At 47.6% G+C, this 15369-nt stretch carries 15 protein-coding genes; 8 read left to right on the forward strand and 7 right to left on the reverse strand.

Going from position 1 to position 15369, the window contains the following annotated elements; translation table 11 throughout:
* The 7 genes from ACXPUX_RS14560 (at position 1) to ACXPUX_RS14590 (ending at position 10563) form a co-directional block, all read left to right on the forward strand.
* Positions 1-867: a patatin-like phospholipase family protein gene (locus tag ACXPUX_RS14560; protein WP_458828933.1), complete on the forward strand. Its 867-nt coding sequence runs from the start codon at positions 1-3 to the stop codon at positions 865-867.
* Between the two features lie 11 nt (positions 868-878).
* Complete coding sequence (locus ACXPUX_RS14565; protein WP_458828935.1) at positions 879-1739, forward strand: OmpH family outer membrane protein; 861 nt, start codon at positions 879-881, stop codon at positions 1737-1739.
* 21 nt (positions 1740-1760) lie between these two features.
* Positions 1761-4733: a hypothetical protein gene (locus ACXPUX_RS14570; RefSeq protein ID WP_458828937.1), complete on the forward strand. Its 2973-nt coding sequence runs from the start codon at positions 1761-1763 to the stop codon at positions 4731-4733.
* A gap of 30 nt (positions 4734-4763) precedes the next feature.
* The gene (locus ACXPUX_RS14575) at positions 4764-7826 is read left to right on the forward strand and encodes an ATP-binding protein (RefSeq protein WP_458828939.1); all 3063 of its coding nucleotides are present in this window, start codon (positions 4764-4766) and stop codon (positions 7824-7826) included.
* 30 nt (positions 7827-7856) lie between these two features.
* Entirely contained in the window at positions 7857-8561 is a 705-nt protein-coding gene (locus ACXPUX_RS14580) for a hypothetical protein (protein WP_458828941.1), read from the forward strand.
* Between the two features lie 381 nt (positions 8562-8942).
* Positions 8943-9746: a hypothetical protein gene (locus tag ACXPUX_RS14585; RefSeq protein WP_458828943.1), complete on the forward strand. Its 804-nt coding sequence runs from the start codon at positions 8943-8945 to the stop codon at positions 9744-9746.
* Positions 9747-10227: 481 nt separating this feature from the next.
* Positions 10228-10563, forward strand: a complete 336-nt coding sequence (locus ACXPUX_RS14590; RefSeq protein ID WP_458828945.1) for a hypothetical protein — start codon at positions 10228-10230, stop codon at positions 10561-10563.
* A gap of 250 nt (positions 10564-10813) precedes the next feature.
* On the opposite strand, the gene ACXPUX_RS14595 is transcribed toward ACXPUX_RS14590, so the two are convergent.
* From ACXPUX_RS14595 to ACXPUX_RS14625, 7 genes are all read right to left on the reverse strand, one after another.
* Positions 10814-11311, reverse strand: coding sequence for a YolD-like family protein (locus ACXPUX_RS14595; protein ID WP_055189761.1), 498 nt, complete (start codon positions 11309-11311; stop codon positions 10814-10816).
* Positions 11292-12797, reverse strand: a complete 1506-nt coding sequence (locus ACXPUX_RS14600; protein WP_458828948.1) for a Y-family DNA polymerase — start codon at positions 12795-12797, stop codon at positions 11292-11294. The genes ACXPUX_RS14595 and ACXPUX_RS14600 overlap by 20 nt, the downstream gene beginning before the upstream one ends.
* A gap of 19 nt (positions 12798-12816) precedes the next feature.
* On the reverse strand, positions 12817-13104 hold the full coding sequence (locus ACXPUX_RS14605; protein WP_458828950.1) for a hypothetical protein: 288 nt from the start codon (positions 13102-13104) through the stop codon (positions 12817-12819).
* Between the two features lie 158 nt (positions 13105-13262).
* Positions 13263-13424, reverse strand: coding sequence for a hypothetical protein (locus tag ACXPUX_RS14610; RefSeq protein WP_458828952.1), 162 nt, complete (start codon positions 13422-13424; stop codon positions 13263-13265).
* On the reverse strand, positions 13411-13602 hold the full coding sequence (locus tag ACXPUX_RS14615; protein WP_458828954.1) for a hypothetical protein: 192 nt from the start codon (positions 13600-13602) through the stop codon (positions 13411-13413). The genes ACXPUX_RS14610 and ACXPUX_RS14615 overlap by 14 nt, the downstream gene beginning before the upstream one ends.
* A gap of 182 nt (positions 13603-13784) precedes the next feature.
* Positions 13785-14297, reverse strand: coding sequence for a hypothetical protein (locus ACXPUX_RS14620; protein WP_458828956.1), 513 nt, complete (start codon positions 14295-14297; stop codon positions 13785-13787).
* Positions 14298-14409: 112 nt separating this feature from the next.
* Complete coding sequence (locus tag ACXPUX_RS14625; RefSeq protein WP_117528073.1) at positions 14410-14742, reverse strand: helix-turn-helix domain-containing protein; 333 nt, start codon at positions 14740-14742, stop codon at positions 14410-14412.
* Between the two features lie 231 nt (positions 14743-14973).
* Between ACXPUX_RS14625 and ACXPUX_RS14630 the strand changes: the two genes are divergently transcribed.
* Positions 14974-15168, forward strand: a complete 195-nt coding sequence (locus ACXPUX_RS14630; protein ID WP_044959886.1) for a DUF3873 family protein — start codon at positions 14974-14976, stop codon at positions 15166-15168.
* Positions 15169-15369: the final 201 nt, after the last annotated feature.

Raw genomic sequence — 15369 nt, forward strand, 5'->3', positions numbered from 1 at the left:
TTGAACCAGATCGGTTTGGTTTTTGAGGGCGGTGGAGGAAAGGGCGCGTATCAGATCGGTGTATGGAAGTATCTCCGTGAAAAAGGATTGGATCGGTATGTGGGAGGTGTATCTGGTACATCGGTCGGGGCGTTGAACGCGGTGCTGTTCGCCGCAGGCGATTATAGTACGGCGGAAAGGATCTGGAAAAACATCTCACGCGACCAGATATTATCCTCCAAAGCTTTTACGGGTACATTGGCAGGTGCAGGCTCGCAGGCTGCGCTTGCGAATATATGGAGGACTGTTTCACGTTCTGCCATTGAACGAACGGTCAATCAGGCTATGGGACAGGCCTTGTTCACACGGGATGGATTGCTGAGGATCATGCACAGATATGTTGACATGAGAAAAGTCCAGCGCGCAGGAATTCCATGCTTCGCAACTTGTCTGGAAATATCTGGCGTACTTCCTGCGGTAAAACGCTTTGAACTGAGATGCTATGCAAAAAATAACATCGAGACAATCCTACTGGCTTCCTCTGCGATTCCGATTGTCTTTGACCCGATATTGTTCGACGGAAAACTCTACTGTGACGGTGGAGTTGAGCTGTTGGGCGGAGACAATACCCCCATCAGGCCGTTGTATGATAGGGGGATCCGTTTTTTCATTGTCGTACATTTGAGCAGGGATTCAAAAGTTGACTGTATCAAATTTCCCGGAGCTTGCATTCTGGAGATTACCCCACAAATCGATCTGGGGAATCTGTTCACCGGAACGCTGGATTTTTCATCCGAGAGCGCCATGCGAAGAATTGAACAGGGATACAAGGATACAAAACGTGTATTTGAGGAATATTTTGGCGCAAAAAAAGCCAGCCGAATTTGAGGTGCGTATTTATGCAAGATGAAAAATTCAAAGATGAAAAATCCAAAGACGAAAAACCAAAATTCAAAGATAAACTTCTGACAGCTCTTCAGGATTCGGAGATTCAGTCCGAAATCAGGAAGATCATAATTTCGGGAAAGAAATCGGATGCTGCTCCGAGTGAGATTGGCTCTGCAAAAAATGAAGAGCTGCAAAATAAAATCGAAGAGCTGAAATCAGAACTGGAACAGATGCGAAATGAAAACGAACGTATTCATGCAGAAAGCGAACTTCTGAAGCAGAAAAATCAGAGCATGGCTGAAGCTAAAACTGCGGCAGAACAGCAATGCGAGGTGCAGAGAAAAGAACTTGAACATCAAAAAATGAAGCTGAAACAGTATGAGGAATATGCTGCAAAGCAGGCGGTGCAGCTCAAAGATATCCAGAATGAAATATCGGGATACCGCGTCTTTGATGAAGCTGTGACACTGTTTCGGGCATATTGCTCTTTGCCGTCCGATGTGCTTCGGAAGGCTGCGAGCATCATTCGCCCGGAATCAGCAGATTTGTTTTTTGCTATGGGATGTCAGAAGGATAATGTGCTTGCGCTGTGGGATTTTATGAAGTCGGAATGGGAAAGGCTGGGTGAATCCGAAACGAAAATTTTGCTGGAAACTCTGACATATTTTCTGAAAATGATCAACAACCAGTATCAACGGCCTATATTTCAATGGATGGACTGCCATGTCGGAGATCCATTTGATGACAAGCTGCACATCCGCACGGCGGACAGCAGCAGATATTCCGGTGAGATACGGCAGGTTTGTATACCGGGGATCGTGAATGTTTATAACGGCGAGACCGTCGTCAGAAAAAGTCTCGTGATCGTATAAAAATAGAAAGGAAGACGCTGTATGAGCAAAAACAGAAATAATCCAGAAAACCGACAAAGTCATCCGCGACAGAATATTTCCGCCGCATTTGATCCGAATCACGCAATCTGTGCCGTAAAGAAGCTTCCGATTTTTGACGATGATGAATTCGTGAAAAGCATCGCGGTCGGTTCGATGATTCAAGAAGAAATTGAAAAGATTAAAAATCAGTTGGAGCAGTGGCCGGAAGATGATTTTATTGCCATCGGAAACAACGTTCTTCTTCCGACGAATCCTGATACGCAGTTTCTGGTTATGGATGTCTTCAAAATACAAATGGATATTCACGACAGCTATCTTAGATATTCACAGCGTGAGGATTCATGCAGGAAAAATCTGCCTTCCAATTATCCTTGGGCAGTATCTGACTTGGATGAGCTGAAATATTTTCTTGGTACGACCCGTGGAATCAAATTTCTGGAAAAACATGCCGGAGGCTATCTGGACGGATTTACGATCGGCGGACAAAGGACGCCAAGCAAGTATTATTCCATGAATGATTACTCGGTAAAGAACTATGATGGAAGGGAGCACGATGACGTCGGAGATATCTATACTGCAAAGATCCCACAGTATAAAAACGCGCTTCAACGGGTACTTGTAGACAGAAATTTCCAGCTGAATACAGAGTATAAAAACCTTGCGCTGTTTTATAGAATCGGTCTGATCGAATTGACCGCACAGGAGAAAAAATATATAGCCGCGGTAAATCAGCAGGCCTATAACAAAATCGTCGGCCAGATCGTGCAAGGGGAGATTCAGAACCTTGGCAGTCTGACGTTCCCGGAAAGCGAAGTTCGGAAACGGTTCGCAGATTCGATGCAAAAAATTTCGGAGAATCAGGAAAAGCAGATCGTAGACAGGTTGTTGGAACTCGATACGATCCGAGCGGATATGACGCCGTATGTGCCGAGAATCATGGAGGATCCCAATGGCGGTCTGTGGGATCTGTGGGAGGACGAAACGAAAAATCAACAGTATGCAGATGCTGCGAAGACCTACTACGCCAGAGACCCACGGCTGGATATTCAGGAAGACGGAATTATCGGGATCGACTTTGGAACCAAAAGTACTGTTGTTGTGTGCAAAGAGGGCAACGAAGTCACTCGTCCGCTCCGAATCGGAATGGGGCGGTATGAAAAAGCTCCCACTGCGTCTGATTATGAAAATCCAACCGTGATGCAATTCTGCGATATCGACACGTTTCGCAGAGACTATAACGCAACAGCCGGAAGACCGCTGACCAAATGGTCGGACATCTGCATCTCTCATACGGCGTTTGGCGCATGGAAAGAAAATGAAAATACAGAAGATTATTTTTCCTTTTTCAACGACCTGAAACAATGGGCCGGAGATCCGAAACGGCGGGTCCGGATCAGGGATCAGAAAGGCACGGAAATTGATCTGAGCCCCTATGAGAATCTGAAAGACGGTGATTTTGATCCCATTGAGATCTACGCTTATTACATTGGCTTATACATCAATAATATGCATACAAAGCATATTTATCTGAAATATCTGCTTTCGTTCCCGGTCACCTATACAAAATCTGTGAGAGAGAAAATTTTGAGCAGTTTCAAAAAAGGTCTGGCGCAGTCCTTCCCTGAGACAATAAGAAACGATCCTTCCTACATGGAAAGATTTCAGGTTCAGGAGGGAGCCGGAGAACCGGCGGCTTATGCAGTCTGCGCGCTTCAGGAATACAGACTGATTCCGGCGTCCGATGAAAAAATCGTATATGGCGTGTTTGACTTCGGCGGTGGAACAACGGACTTTGATTTTGGCGTCTGGAGAAAAGCTTCCGGGCCGAAGGAGCGGCGATACAGATACGTGATCCATCATTTCGGAGACGGTGGAGACTCCTATCTTGGCGGAGAAAATCTGTTGGAGTTGCTGGCTTTTGAGGTGTTCAAGGCAAATCGTGATACGCTGCGTAAAGCGCATATCGCATTCCCTCTTCCGCCGCAGTGCCAGCACTTTGGCGGAGACGAGATGCTGATCAGCGATTCGCAGGAAGCATGGACAAATATGCGGCAGATGATGGAGTGCCTTCGTCCGTTCTGGGAACGCAGGGATGGTTACGAAAAGCTGTTTGACGCTGGAGTAATAAAACTGCGTCTCTTCGACAGCAGCGGCAATAAGCTGGAAAATTTTGAGCTGGCTGTTGACGTGAAAATGCTGGACAGCAAACTCAGGAAGAGGATCGAACAAGGTGTGGATAAGTTTTTCAATGCTTTGTTCTCGCTGGTGCGCGGAAAACATGGGGATGAACTGAAAAACATCAACTCTGTTCATATCTTTCTTGCGGGAAACTCAAGCAAATCTGAGATCCTGCGTGAAACTTTCCGAGACAAATGCGAAAAGTATTCGACAGAATTCCGGAATGAAGTAGGTGATCCGGATGATGACGTGGAATACTTCAAAATCTATCCGCCGCTCGGAACAAAAGAAGCGGAGGAGCTGATTGGGATCGGCGAACAAAACGACATTACCCGGCCTACCGGAAAGACCGGTGTGGCGATAGGGCTTGTTCAGTGCAGCAAGAACTCCTCCATCAAAGTGATCAATGATAAATCGGCAGAGATCGACAGCGAAATCAAGTTCAAGTTCTGGGTCGGATTTTACGACGATGACAGCGATGAATATTTCAAGTATTACCTGAACAGGAATTCGGCTTACCAGAAATGGGTCGAATATCTGGATGCGGGAGTCAACGAATTTGACTTGTTCTATACTTCTGATCCCTCCGCAGAAATTCCTAAACATCTGCTGATGGAAAGCGCAACGGTGAAGAAGAGAATCCTTTCCTTCCCGGAAAGCGCAGTTGATGAGGATGCAATGGTGTATCTTCGCCCTGTTTCGCCCGATGAGATAGAGTTCGTCGTTGCGGCTTCACAGGTGGACGCCGACGCTGGCAACTATACATTCGGACCGACCAAGATCATGCTGGATTAAAAGGATGTTATAGGCTTCAAGGAGAAAAATATGTCACGAACAGCAGATGAAAAAGCGAAAGGCAGCGCAGAGTTTGCGCCGTCTGAAGTTTTACGATACTTACAGGATGAACGTTTTCATTATTTGACTGCACCTGGAAAAGAGAGACAGGTCGTTGATCCAAATGCGACAAAGCGATATGGCAATGCCGGGATCGGAAATGAGGAGATCATCCTCTATCAGATCGAAGAGATCACCTATGATGACAAGGATCATGCACCAAGAAAAGAAGCACTGGAAAACGTGCTCAGCGCAGTCAGGGTCCCCGGTTACAATTTTATTTATCTCTTGATGGGCGATTCGCATGGCGTGAAATTTTACTATGGCCTGAATCGCGTGGACTCAGATGCAATGCCGGAGATCCAGAGACTGAATGTACCGGAAGTCGGTGAAAGTATCCTGAAAGCCAGTCTGGAAGGAAATTTTCGTGGCTGTAAGATCAAAGAACCCAGTACGACAGAAAAAAACAACGTGTTGGAGAAGGTTCGTACAAAAAAATTCGTTTCTCGTATCGAGGGCGTAGCTGGAAGCATCAAGGATAACGAAGAATTTCAAGGTGTGGATCGTCTGGTGGATGTAATGCGCGGCAACGATTTCTGCGTCCTCATTGTTGCGCAGGCGATCCAGCCGGAAGAAATTGCTGCTTTGGAACAGAATCTGCATGAGGCCTATTCAGAACTGAATACCTACGTTAAGGTGAGTTTGCAGGACGGAAGCAACAGCGGAAGCAGCAGCTCCATCACAAAAACAGATGGAGCAACTGAAGGCAGCTCAACTTCCACGGCAAAAAGCAGTAACGTTTCAAATGAGCACAACCAGAGTACGACAAAGGGAACTTCAAGCAGCGGTTCGAGCAGTACCTCTAACAGCGGCACGGAAGGGAGCAGTCACAGCACGCAGACCGGGACGTCGGAGACGAAGCAGAAAAATTCCGGTACATCCCATTCAGATTCCGTACAGAGCAGTAAGTCTGAAGGGAAATCTACCAGCGTCACGAAAGAGCATCTGAATAAATGCGCACAGGAATGGATCAAGTATTGCGATGACGTGCTGTTTCCTCGCATTGATTACGGCCGCGGCAAAGGCCTTTTCATGACGGCTTTTTATGTGATGTCCGAGTATGCAACATCTCAAATCAAGCTGGAAAACACCGCATTGTCGCTTTATTCCGGAAAACAGGGAAATCGTGTTCCTCTGCGTGCATTCCGAATCTCAGGCCGAAGCGATAGCAACGCAAAGAATCAGATTGCTTTTATGAAACAATTCCAGATTCCAAGCTGCTCCGTTTATGATACAGCGGAACAATGCAAAGCCAGAACATTCTTGTCGCAAAGCGTTCGCCCGGACAGGACTGCGCTTATGAGCAACTGGATCTCAACAAATGAACTGTCCGTCATTGCAGGGCTTCCCCAAAGGGAAGTCATCGGGATGCGTCTGCAAAAGCAGGTGGAGTTTGGTCTGAACTATTCCGTTCCGATGCAAAAAAATCAAATTGGACTGGGAACGATGGTTCAGGATGGAATCGATGTGGACAGGATGCCTGTTTATCTGGATAAAGAGATACTGGATAAGCATATTTTTATTGCTGGTGTGACAGGAAGCGGAAAAACGACGACCTGTCAGAAGATCTTGCTGCAAAGTGGGCTGCCCTTCCTTGTGATAGAACCGGCAAAGACAGAATACCGCATTATGAAGAAATATCCCGCCTGTGAAAATCTTCTGGTTTTTACGTTAGGAAATGATGACGTTGCCCCATTTCGGCTGAATCCGTTTGAATTTATGCCGAAAGAAAGCATCACATCGCATGTGGATATGATCAAAGCCAGTCTAGAAGCAGCGTTTGATCAGGAAGCCGCAGAGCCTCAAATCATTGAAGCCGCACTTTACCGTTGCTATGAAAACTGCGGTTGGGACATTGCAAACAATTACAACACAAAATACGATGATCCGTTTGCAGATGGCGTTCATGCGTTCCCGACAATCAAGCAATTTTTAAAGGTGGTTCCTGAAATTGTCATTGAACAGGGCTTTGACGAGAGGCTGAAGGACGAATATATTGGTTCGATCCGTGCCATGCTCCAGAGCCTGACGCTTGGTGCCAAGGGGGCAATGCTGAACACACCGCGTTCCATTGATATTGATGCGCTGCTGGATAAACAAGTGGTTCTGGAGCTGGAGAATATCCGGAACGGAAATGAAAAAGCGTTGATCATGGGCTTTATCATGTCTGCTCTGAATGAGGCAATCCGGGAAAGGTACCTGAAAACAGGAAAAAAGCATTCTCACATCCTGCTTGTCGAAGAAGCTCATCGTCTTCTGAGTAAGTACACAGCTGGAGATAGTAAAAATAAAAAGCAAGGCGTGGAAACCTTTTCCGATATGCTGGCGGAGATCAGAAAATATGGGGAGTGTCTGATGATAGTGGATCAGATCCCAAACAAGCTGGCATCAGAGGTTCTGAAGAATACGAATACCAAAATAATCCACCGCATATTCGCGCAGGATGATAAAGAGGCTGTGGGCAACACGATTGCCCTGAATGATGAACAAAAAAGCTTCTTGTCCAATCTCGATACGGGAAGAGCGGTCGTATTCTCAGACGGTTATGGTCAGGCAATGCTGGTTCAGGTCAAGGGAGAGACCAGCACGGATGACGCGCCTTTGAGCGATGCGCTCCTGACCGAACGGGTCCTGCAATATTACAGTGGAGAATGCAAACGAAAAATATTTATGCCTGTTACAAGCAAAGGGGATGAAAAAGCACTGGGAGACGTGTGGAGGTTTATCCGAAGTGATATTCCAGATCAGATCATACGGCTGTGGAGAAAGGAGAGAAAAGAAAAAGATGCGTGGTATAGAAGAGACTATGCAGAACTGCTGAAAAAGTCTGTGGAATCCGGATGGGTCACTTTGGAAGACATTATCAATTGGATCTCTTTTGGAGGTGAAATACCAGAAAACAGCAGGTCGGCCATAAAAGAATTTTTTAAGTCCTATATGGAGAACGATGCTGTGGAAAAAATCAATGGATCGTCAATAAGAGGAGTTATGTAAAACGTAAAAATGTAACGGAGGAATAATACTATGATCGGTATAGATACATTTTTTTCTATTGGTGCAGCCGTTGTTTCGACGTGCGCTAAAATTGGCGGTGAATTAATGTCGGCAGTTGGAGCTTTTGCTAAAGATTTGGTGACTGGACCGATTCCGGGTATCACACCGAGTATCACAAATATCGTACTGGGAAAAATTCTGACGCTGGTGATCGACGCAATCATCGCGGTGGCAGACGCGTTAACAGAAAAGCCAAAGGAAGAAACGCCGGAAGAAATCGGATTGAAAGCAGAAATGGCTGACAAAAAGCCGGAAGACTTTGATTCGACCAACGATTATATTGAATATCTGCGGAATGATATCAAGGTCGATGAAGAACGTCTCAAGGAAATGGATGAAAAAGAAAGAGCAACCTATGCTGCAATCGGCGCAGGGTTGTATGTAAAACAAGTGGAGGAAAAATATAATGTAGAACTTCCGCCGGAGTTCTGGCACAGTACCGCAGATCTGAGGAATGAGGGCAAAATCTCAGAAGAAATGCCGAATGACTTGATTGAATTCATGAAGGAACATGGAATCGAAAGCGGCGCGACTTTTTCGGATTATCTTTCGGGAAAACTTGGTATCGGAAGCGAAGACCAGAAAAAAATGTATGATGCACTCAAGGATACCTATCGAAAAGAATATCCGGATGCAACGGATAGTGAGTTGAACTCTAAAATCAATACTCTCTGAAAACGGCTTGAGCTTCTTTGGCATTACCGTTGAAGAGCTTATGGGCACAAAAAAGAGCCCGCCGGGATGGGCGAGCTCGACAAACAGATGCAGGAAATTGTGGCGTTGCTTAACAGCGCAACGCCGGAGCAGCGCAACGCGGTGGAAACGCTGCTGCGCTCCCGGGCAAAGCCGGAGTGAATCAGCCGACAAACGGCAGATCTGTTTTGGCAGGGGCTTCGGTCAGGATGGCCAGAACCTCGGGGACCAGATCAGGGTACTGCCGCAGGATAGCAAGGATTTCTTCATTTGTCATCACGCCAAAACACTCCTTTTTGTTGTATCTATAATTTTATGTTACAACAGCCATGAGCCGACGTCAAGAGAAAAGAGGAAAATCAAATGAAAATTTCGGAAAAATGCAAAGTTATTGCGGCAGGCACAATTGCGGCAGGCACAATTGTGGCAGCACTGATGGCAGGCACTGCGTTACCCGCGCTGGCGATCAGCCCCGCCGGGTGCACCTCGCTTGCGCAGATCAAAGAAATGAATGACGACGAAGAAGCCCAAGTTCAGGCATTGAAAGCCGCCATTGCGAAGGTGAACGTCAAGTATGACGAGGTACAGCGGAGCTGGCAGTTTGACAGCCCAATCTATGACAAGGCCGAGAAAAACAAGACCTGCTGCCTTTCTCCGTGGATCTACATCTTCGACGGATGCAAGGACGTGTATTTCGACGAGGACTTTTCCTACAACGGCTCTTCCTGCATCGACCTGAACACAGTCTATGTCCGCGCTGGAGATAATCTGTACTCTTACGAGTGCGACCCGGATTATACAGATTACGCCTATGATACAGACAAAAAAGTTTGGTGGGCCTCTCCAATTTTGAGATGGAGCCCAGCGAAATCGATTGGCTGCGTGAGATGCTCAGTGCCAAAACCATCATCACAAGATATTCCGGTGCATCCGGTGCGCAGTACGATTACACATGGACTGCCGACGACCGACAGGCCGTCACCGATATGGTCAACCTCTACGATCTACTTGTCGCAGCGTCGCCGGAAGTGCGTGAAAAAGCACTGCGTAACTAATACGTTCGGCCTAGGGAATAGAAGCTTGGAAGATTTTTATGCGATTAAAGAAAAAGCATATTGCGGCAATTGCATTGAGCGTGGCTATTTGCGTAGGTGCTACCGGTTGTAAATTGGAAGAAGTCAGAACACGGAAAAGCTTATTAAAGAAATCGACAGCACCATCACATTATAGCAATTTTCAATAATACAGCACAGTACTTTAACTTTTGAGCAAAAAGAGGTATAACAGAGGCAAAGAAGGTGAGAACTATGCTGCACAATGAAGCTCGAAAATTGATTTTGGAAGCATACGACAAAGGCGTTAGCGTAAAAGAACTGGCAAAGTGCTTTTCTGTAAACACCTGTTCGATATATCGTTTGCTGAAGCGTCGGAACGAAACAGGCAGCTACGAAACTCAAACGAATCTCCGTGGAAAGAAGCCAAATTGTCAGATAAATCTCCTTCATTTTCATTTTCTGCTTAACGGCAGCAATAAGAGCGGGGCCTTGCAAAAGGCTCCGCTCTTATTGTCTAAGAAAGCATTGCCATTTCGAGACAGAAAGAATATACTTATATTAGCTAAATTCCAATACTAGATGGAGGGACTATTATGGCTAGACCAAAAGGAAGCAAGAATGCAGTGCGTACCAAGAAAGCAAATATTGACTATGCGGCTATTGTTGCTGAAAAGACCGCAGCCAAGGAACAAATTGAAACCGAGATTACCGCACTGTCTGACAACATTAACACACTGAAGGAACAGTTAAAAAGTAAAAAATCTGCTTTGAAGGTTGCAGCAAAGGAACTTTCTAAAGCAGAGGCAAAAAAGGTTGCTGCCGAAAAAAAGGCCGCAGAAGAATCCAAAAAGGCTGAAGCAGAATCCGTATTGAAAAAGCTGCTTGCCAGCGGTATGTCCGCCGATGAAATTGTTGCCAAGCTCCAGTAAACTTTTATGAGAGCCAGCAAGCGAATCTGTCCGAACTGCGGACGTAAAATGAAGCAGCAGTTCATTGGCCTGTTTCACTGCAAATGTGGCACGAGCTGGCGGCGCGACATAGGATTTTTTGAGCGCACTCCAGACATGGTGTTCTCACTGGAACGCAAAAAAGTCGGAAATAAAATCAAACAGCTCCCGGCGATACATCATAAGTAAGCAAGACCACCAGCCGTTTTTTCGACTGGTGGCCTTTTTGTGCTTAATCCTCTGTAATGCCGAGATATTGGTCAATCTCCATGATGCTTTCCCCACTGATTTCAACCAGATCTTCAAAGGGCACCACGGTTTCGCCCACCTGCAAGGTGCGGAACACTGGGTCGATGCGGTCCGCTTTTCCGGTCAGCGTGATGTAGTTACCCACTGCGGGAATCTCCGGGTGGGCGGTATCCTCTTTGAAATACCGCACTGTGATGGTCATGCCCTTGGTGACCTGCATCAGCCGATCGGACAGAGCCGACATTTCTTCCTCGGTCAGAATGCGCTTGGGCACACGCTCGGTGCGCTGCTTTTCTGCGGCAAGCTGCTCATCATAACCCCGCAGTGCTGCAAAGGGAGAGAAGATCTTCGCCCGGTTCTGCAAGGTCATGCGGGGATGCTTGCGAAGGGATTCTTCGGTCTGGGGGCGTTCCATCTCTATGATGTCCCCATACTTTTGGGCAGTCTCTTGTCCAATCTTGCTATTTTTGTAGTTTTCCATCCGAACCTCCCGCGCTGTGCCCGCCGATCTGCGCGTTGCGCTGGCGCATGGTGGCACCTTCCTCGTAGCTGCTGGCTTTCAGCACGGCGTTTTTGCCGTACTTGTTCTTGATGCCCAACATGGCTTGCTGGAGTTTTTTCTCCTTTTCCAGCTTCTTTGTGTCTGTGAAAAAGTCCACCTGATAGATGCCCTCGTCCGGGGTGACCTTGTTGGCGTTGAGGGTGACGCGCCGCACCGTCAGCGCAGGGTTAGTAATGCGCTCAAACAGCTTTGCGCTTTCGTTGATGATGGTGCTGCCTAGATTGGTAGGAGCGTCGAACCGGACGGTGCCGTGTGCCGCTTTGGGGATGATTCTGCCGTAGCGGTCGGTCTGGGTCAGACCACGGTAGCCGCCCTTGTCCACGTTCTCCCGGTCGTAGCCCACCTCCAAGGTGATGGATTCCGCCACCAGCTTCTTTTCCGTGAGCCGGAACATCAGAATCTCCGCCATCTCCCGGACAATGAGTTTTGCTTTATCATACGGGTAAGGAGTGGATAGCACCTGCCCCTCGCTGATGCTGTTGGTGCTGGGCTTGTAGCTTTTGATCTGCTCCATGCCGCAGGGTTCGTAGCCCCATGCGTGGTCGATGAGAATTTCTGCATCCACGCCGAAAATCTCGTACAGACGATCTTCTCCATGGATGGAGAACCGTGCCAAGTCCCCCATGGTGTAGATGCCATGAGCTTCCAGCCGCTTGACGGTTCCGGGACCGGTCATCCAGAAATCAGTCAGGGGTCTGTGGTTCCACAGCAGATACCGATAGGACTGCTCATCCAGCTCTGCAATGCGGGCACCGTCCTTGTCCGCCGGGATATGCTTTGCCACAATGTCCATGGCCAGCTTTGCAAGGTAGAGGTTGGTGCCGATGCCTGCCGTTGCGGTGATGCCGGTGTTGTACAGCACCTCCCGCACCATGGTCATGGCAAGTTCATGGGCGCTCATGTGATAATAAGGCAGATAGCCCGTCACATCAATGAAAACCTCGTCGATGGAGTAGGGGTAAATGTCTGCCGGGGACACATATTTGAGGTAGGTCTTGTAGATTTGGGTGGAAACGTCCAGATACCGTTGCATCCGGGGCGGCACAACAATGTAGCTCAGCCCCAGCGTCGGGTCTGCGTTCAGGGCATTGGCATCAAAAGAGGTGCTGGCAAAGTGGTACTTGCCATCTTCTCCCCGGACTGCCTTTTGCTGACGGATGGCAGTTTGCAGCCGCTGAGCGTTGACCTCTTTCACCCGCTGAACGGCTTCAAACAGCCGTGCTCTGCCGGGTATCTTGTAGGCTTTTAAGGACGGCGACACCGCAAGGCAGATGGTCTTTTCGGTGCGGGAGGCGTCCGCCACCACTAGATTGGTGGTCAGGGGGTCCAGATGGCGGTCCACGCACTCCACCGAGGCATAGAAACTTTTCAGGTCGATTGCCAGATAGGTGCGCTGTGCTGTCATACTTCAGCCCTCCTCTGTGTTATTTGGTTTCCACCTCCACGAACCATCTGCCGAACCGGGAGGGAAACCGTGGGTCGGAACGCTCGAAAAACAGGTGCCGTTCCTGCCCCTTTACCATTACAGTATAACAGTCGCCGGGCATATCGGCAATGGTATTTGCAGGGCGAAAGTCCCGCACCTGTTCGATGGGATACGTCCGACCATCGCCCCATGTGATCTGCCGGGGCTGCATATAGCCTGTTGCATCAAAATCAGAAGTCACTTTCACATAGATCTTTTCCGTTTTGCGACGGCAGTTTCGATTCATTCTTCACAGCTCCTTTGCAAAATAAACCACAACTATTTATCTTATTATAATAAATATTTACGCTGCTTTCAAGATAAAACGGCTATTTCATCTGTGATACAGACAACAAAAAAGAGTGACAGCATTTCAAACCGAAACGCTGCCACTCTTCTTCTTGTTTACAGTTCTCCCAGAATCTTCAAAAACTCATCAAACCGATAAGCACCCTCCAGATGGAGGTCTTTATTCTGGAACACCATGTAATAACGATACTGGCTCCCGGCTGCATTCTGCCATGCACGGCCCAGTTTGATCTTTTCACGGGATTCAGCATTTTCCAACTGGTCGCCCTTTCAGTGCTTCCAGATTATCGCCGTGGATAATCATGTTCTCGCTGCCGTTGTTTTCGGTGTGCTGCCCCTGCTCATCAAAACTGTATTGCCGTTCCAGCACCCGGAAGGGAACTTCCTGATGATGGTTCACGACTTTATTTTTACCGATCCATTCCAAGGTTGGCATGGCGTTTTTCTCCAATCTAAAATTTTCAAACTGCGGACCCAAAGGACGCATTGTTGTGGCAAGCAGTGCAGACGTATATACATCTGCTTATTTTGCGTTGCAAAACGCTTGTTGGGGAATGCCCCAAGCCCCTTTGATCTGCATTTTCCCAATGCAGGCTGCGCATCCCTTCGGGACGCTTTTTACCCGGTGATGTGCTCTGGGTCGTTCAAAACTTGCATGAGGTGAGAAGCGGCTTCTGCAAGAGAATCGTACTTCATCTGTTCAGGAACAGGCGCATCCAGAAGCGAAACGCCCCACACCTGCATACAGTCCGCAAGTTCTTTTTGTGCCTGCAATGCCGCCACCTTACGCACATCCGGGGTGGTTTCTACATCCAGAACGTAGGCTGCGGAGTATTTTCCGTTTCGGTCTTCCGTCAACTGCACCATGGAGTAGTGCTCATTCCAAAAGCGGCAGAAGCGAACCCTGCCGCCGATATTCTCCATGTCATGGCACAGTTCTTCTTCGCTGCTCCATTGTGGAGTCTCGGACAAAATGCAATTCAGTTCCGAAAGAGCCAGCCGTTCTTCCGCCGATAGCTCTCCATGCAGGCATTCACGTTTGAGATCGTTCTGCCAGTACGGACTCAGCTTTCCATTCCGGGCATCTTCCATTGCTTCTTCGATATTGGGTAGGATTGTCATGTCGTTCACCTCAAACACTCACTATTAGCGTTATATGCACGCTTATAGTGTTGATTATAGACTATTTGAGGGCAAAAAGAAAGAGCGTCAGCACGTTTGCTGGCGTTCTTTGACATAGGTGTTATTTTGTAATATAGGGAATGTTGTCGGTGTATGCATTCAGAATGTCAATGGCAGCTTTCTTCTGCCCCGGCGTGAGCTGGCTCAACTTTTTGCACAGTTCATCATCTGCCACATGGGAAGCAGATGCAACCGAATCCCGGATCAGCACATCGGCAGATACGTCCAGCACCTCGACGATTCGGATAAAGGTTTCCAGTTTAGGGATTTTTACTCCGCGCTCTAAGTCTCCAACATAATTTGCTGACAACTCGACCCGTTCTGCAAACTGCTCGATTGTCCATCCTTTTTCTTTGCGCTGCTCTCGTATTCGTTGACCCAAAAGCGTATTCATAGCGACCTCACATTCTAATTGCGTTTGTTACACACCAATAGCATACCTGTCGCAATTTCTGTTATACACAATCCATTTGTGTTTATTCAACGCCAATTGGGTGATTTCAAGGTGGAAAATTTTTGCGCGTATCTTTGGTCAAAAAAGCAATGGTCTTTTGGGACGGCACATGGTACAATAGCAAGCGTTGTGCCCTTGGCACATGAACGAAGGTAAAAGGAGCTGCTGAACGTGGATACGATCTATCTGCTGCCCGGTGAGGAACGCTGCGTTGATTTTCGAGATGCCAATGGAGTCCCGAAGGTACACTACACTTACTGTTCCATCCGTGGCAAACTTTTCAACTGCACCTGCTGCACAAAGGACGAAGCCCAGCGGCTGTGTGAAGATTGGCTTATAAAACAGGACCGCTGCTATATAAACTAAAAAGCCGCCGAGGACACCTCCACAATGGGAAGAGTCCTCGGCGGTATTCGTTTATCAGGTGTGCTGCAGTCTGAGAACGTCCTTCTGTACAGCTTTCTATCCGCATCAACGATATTTTCGGAGGGGTGGTACAAAAATATTCAGATTGATCAGCTTTGCGATAAAGGGATGCTATTTTGCAACAGCCCCAAAATCAGCTTT

It is taken from the genome of Faecalibacterium sp. PGM34, assembly GCF_054456555.1.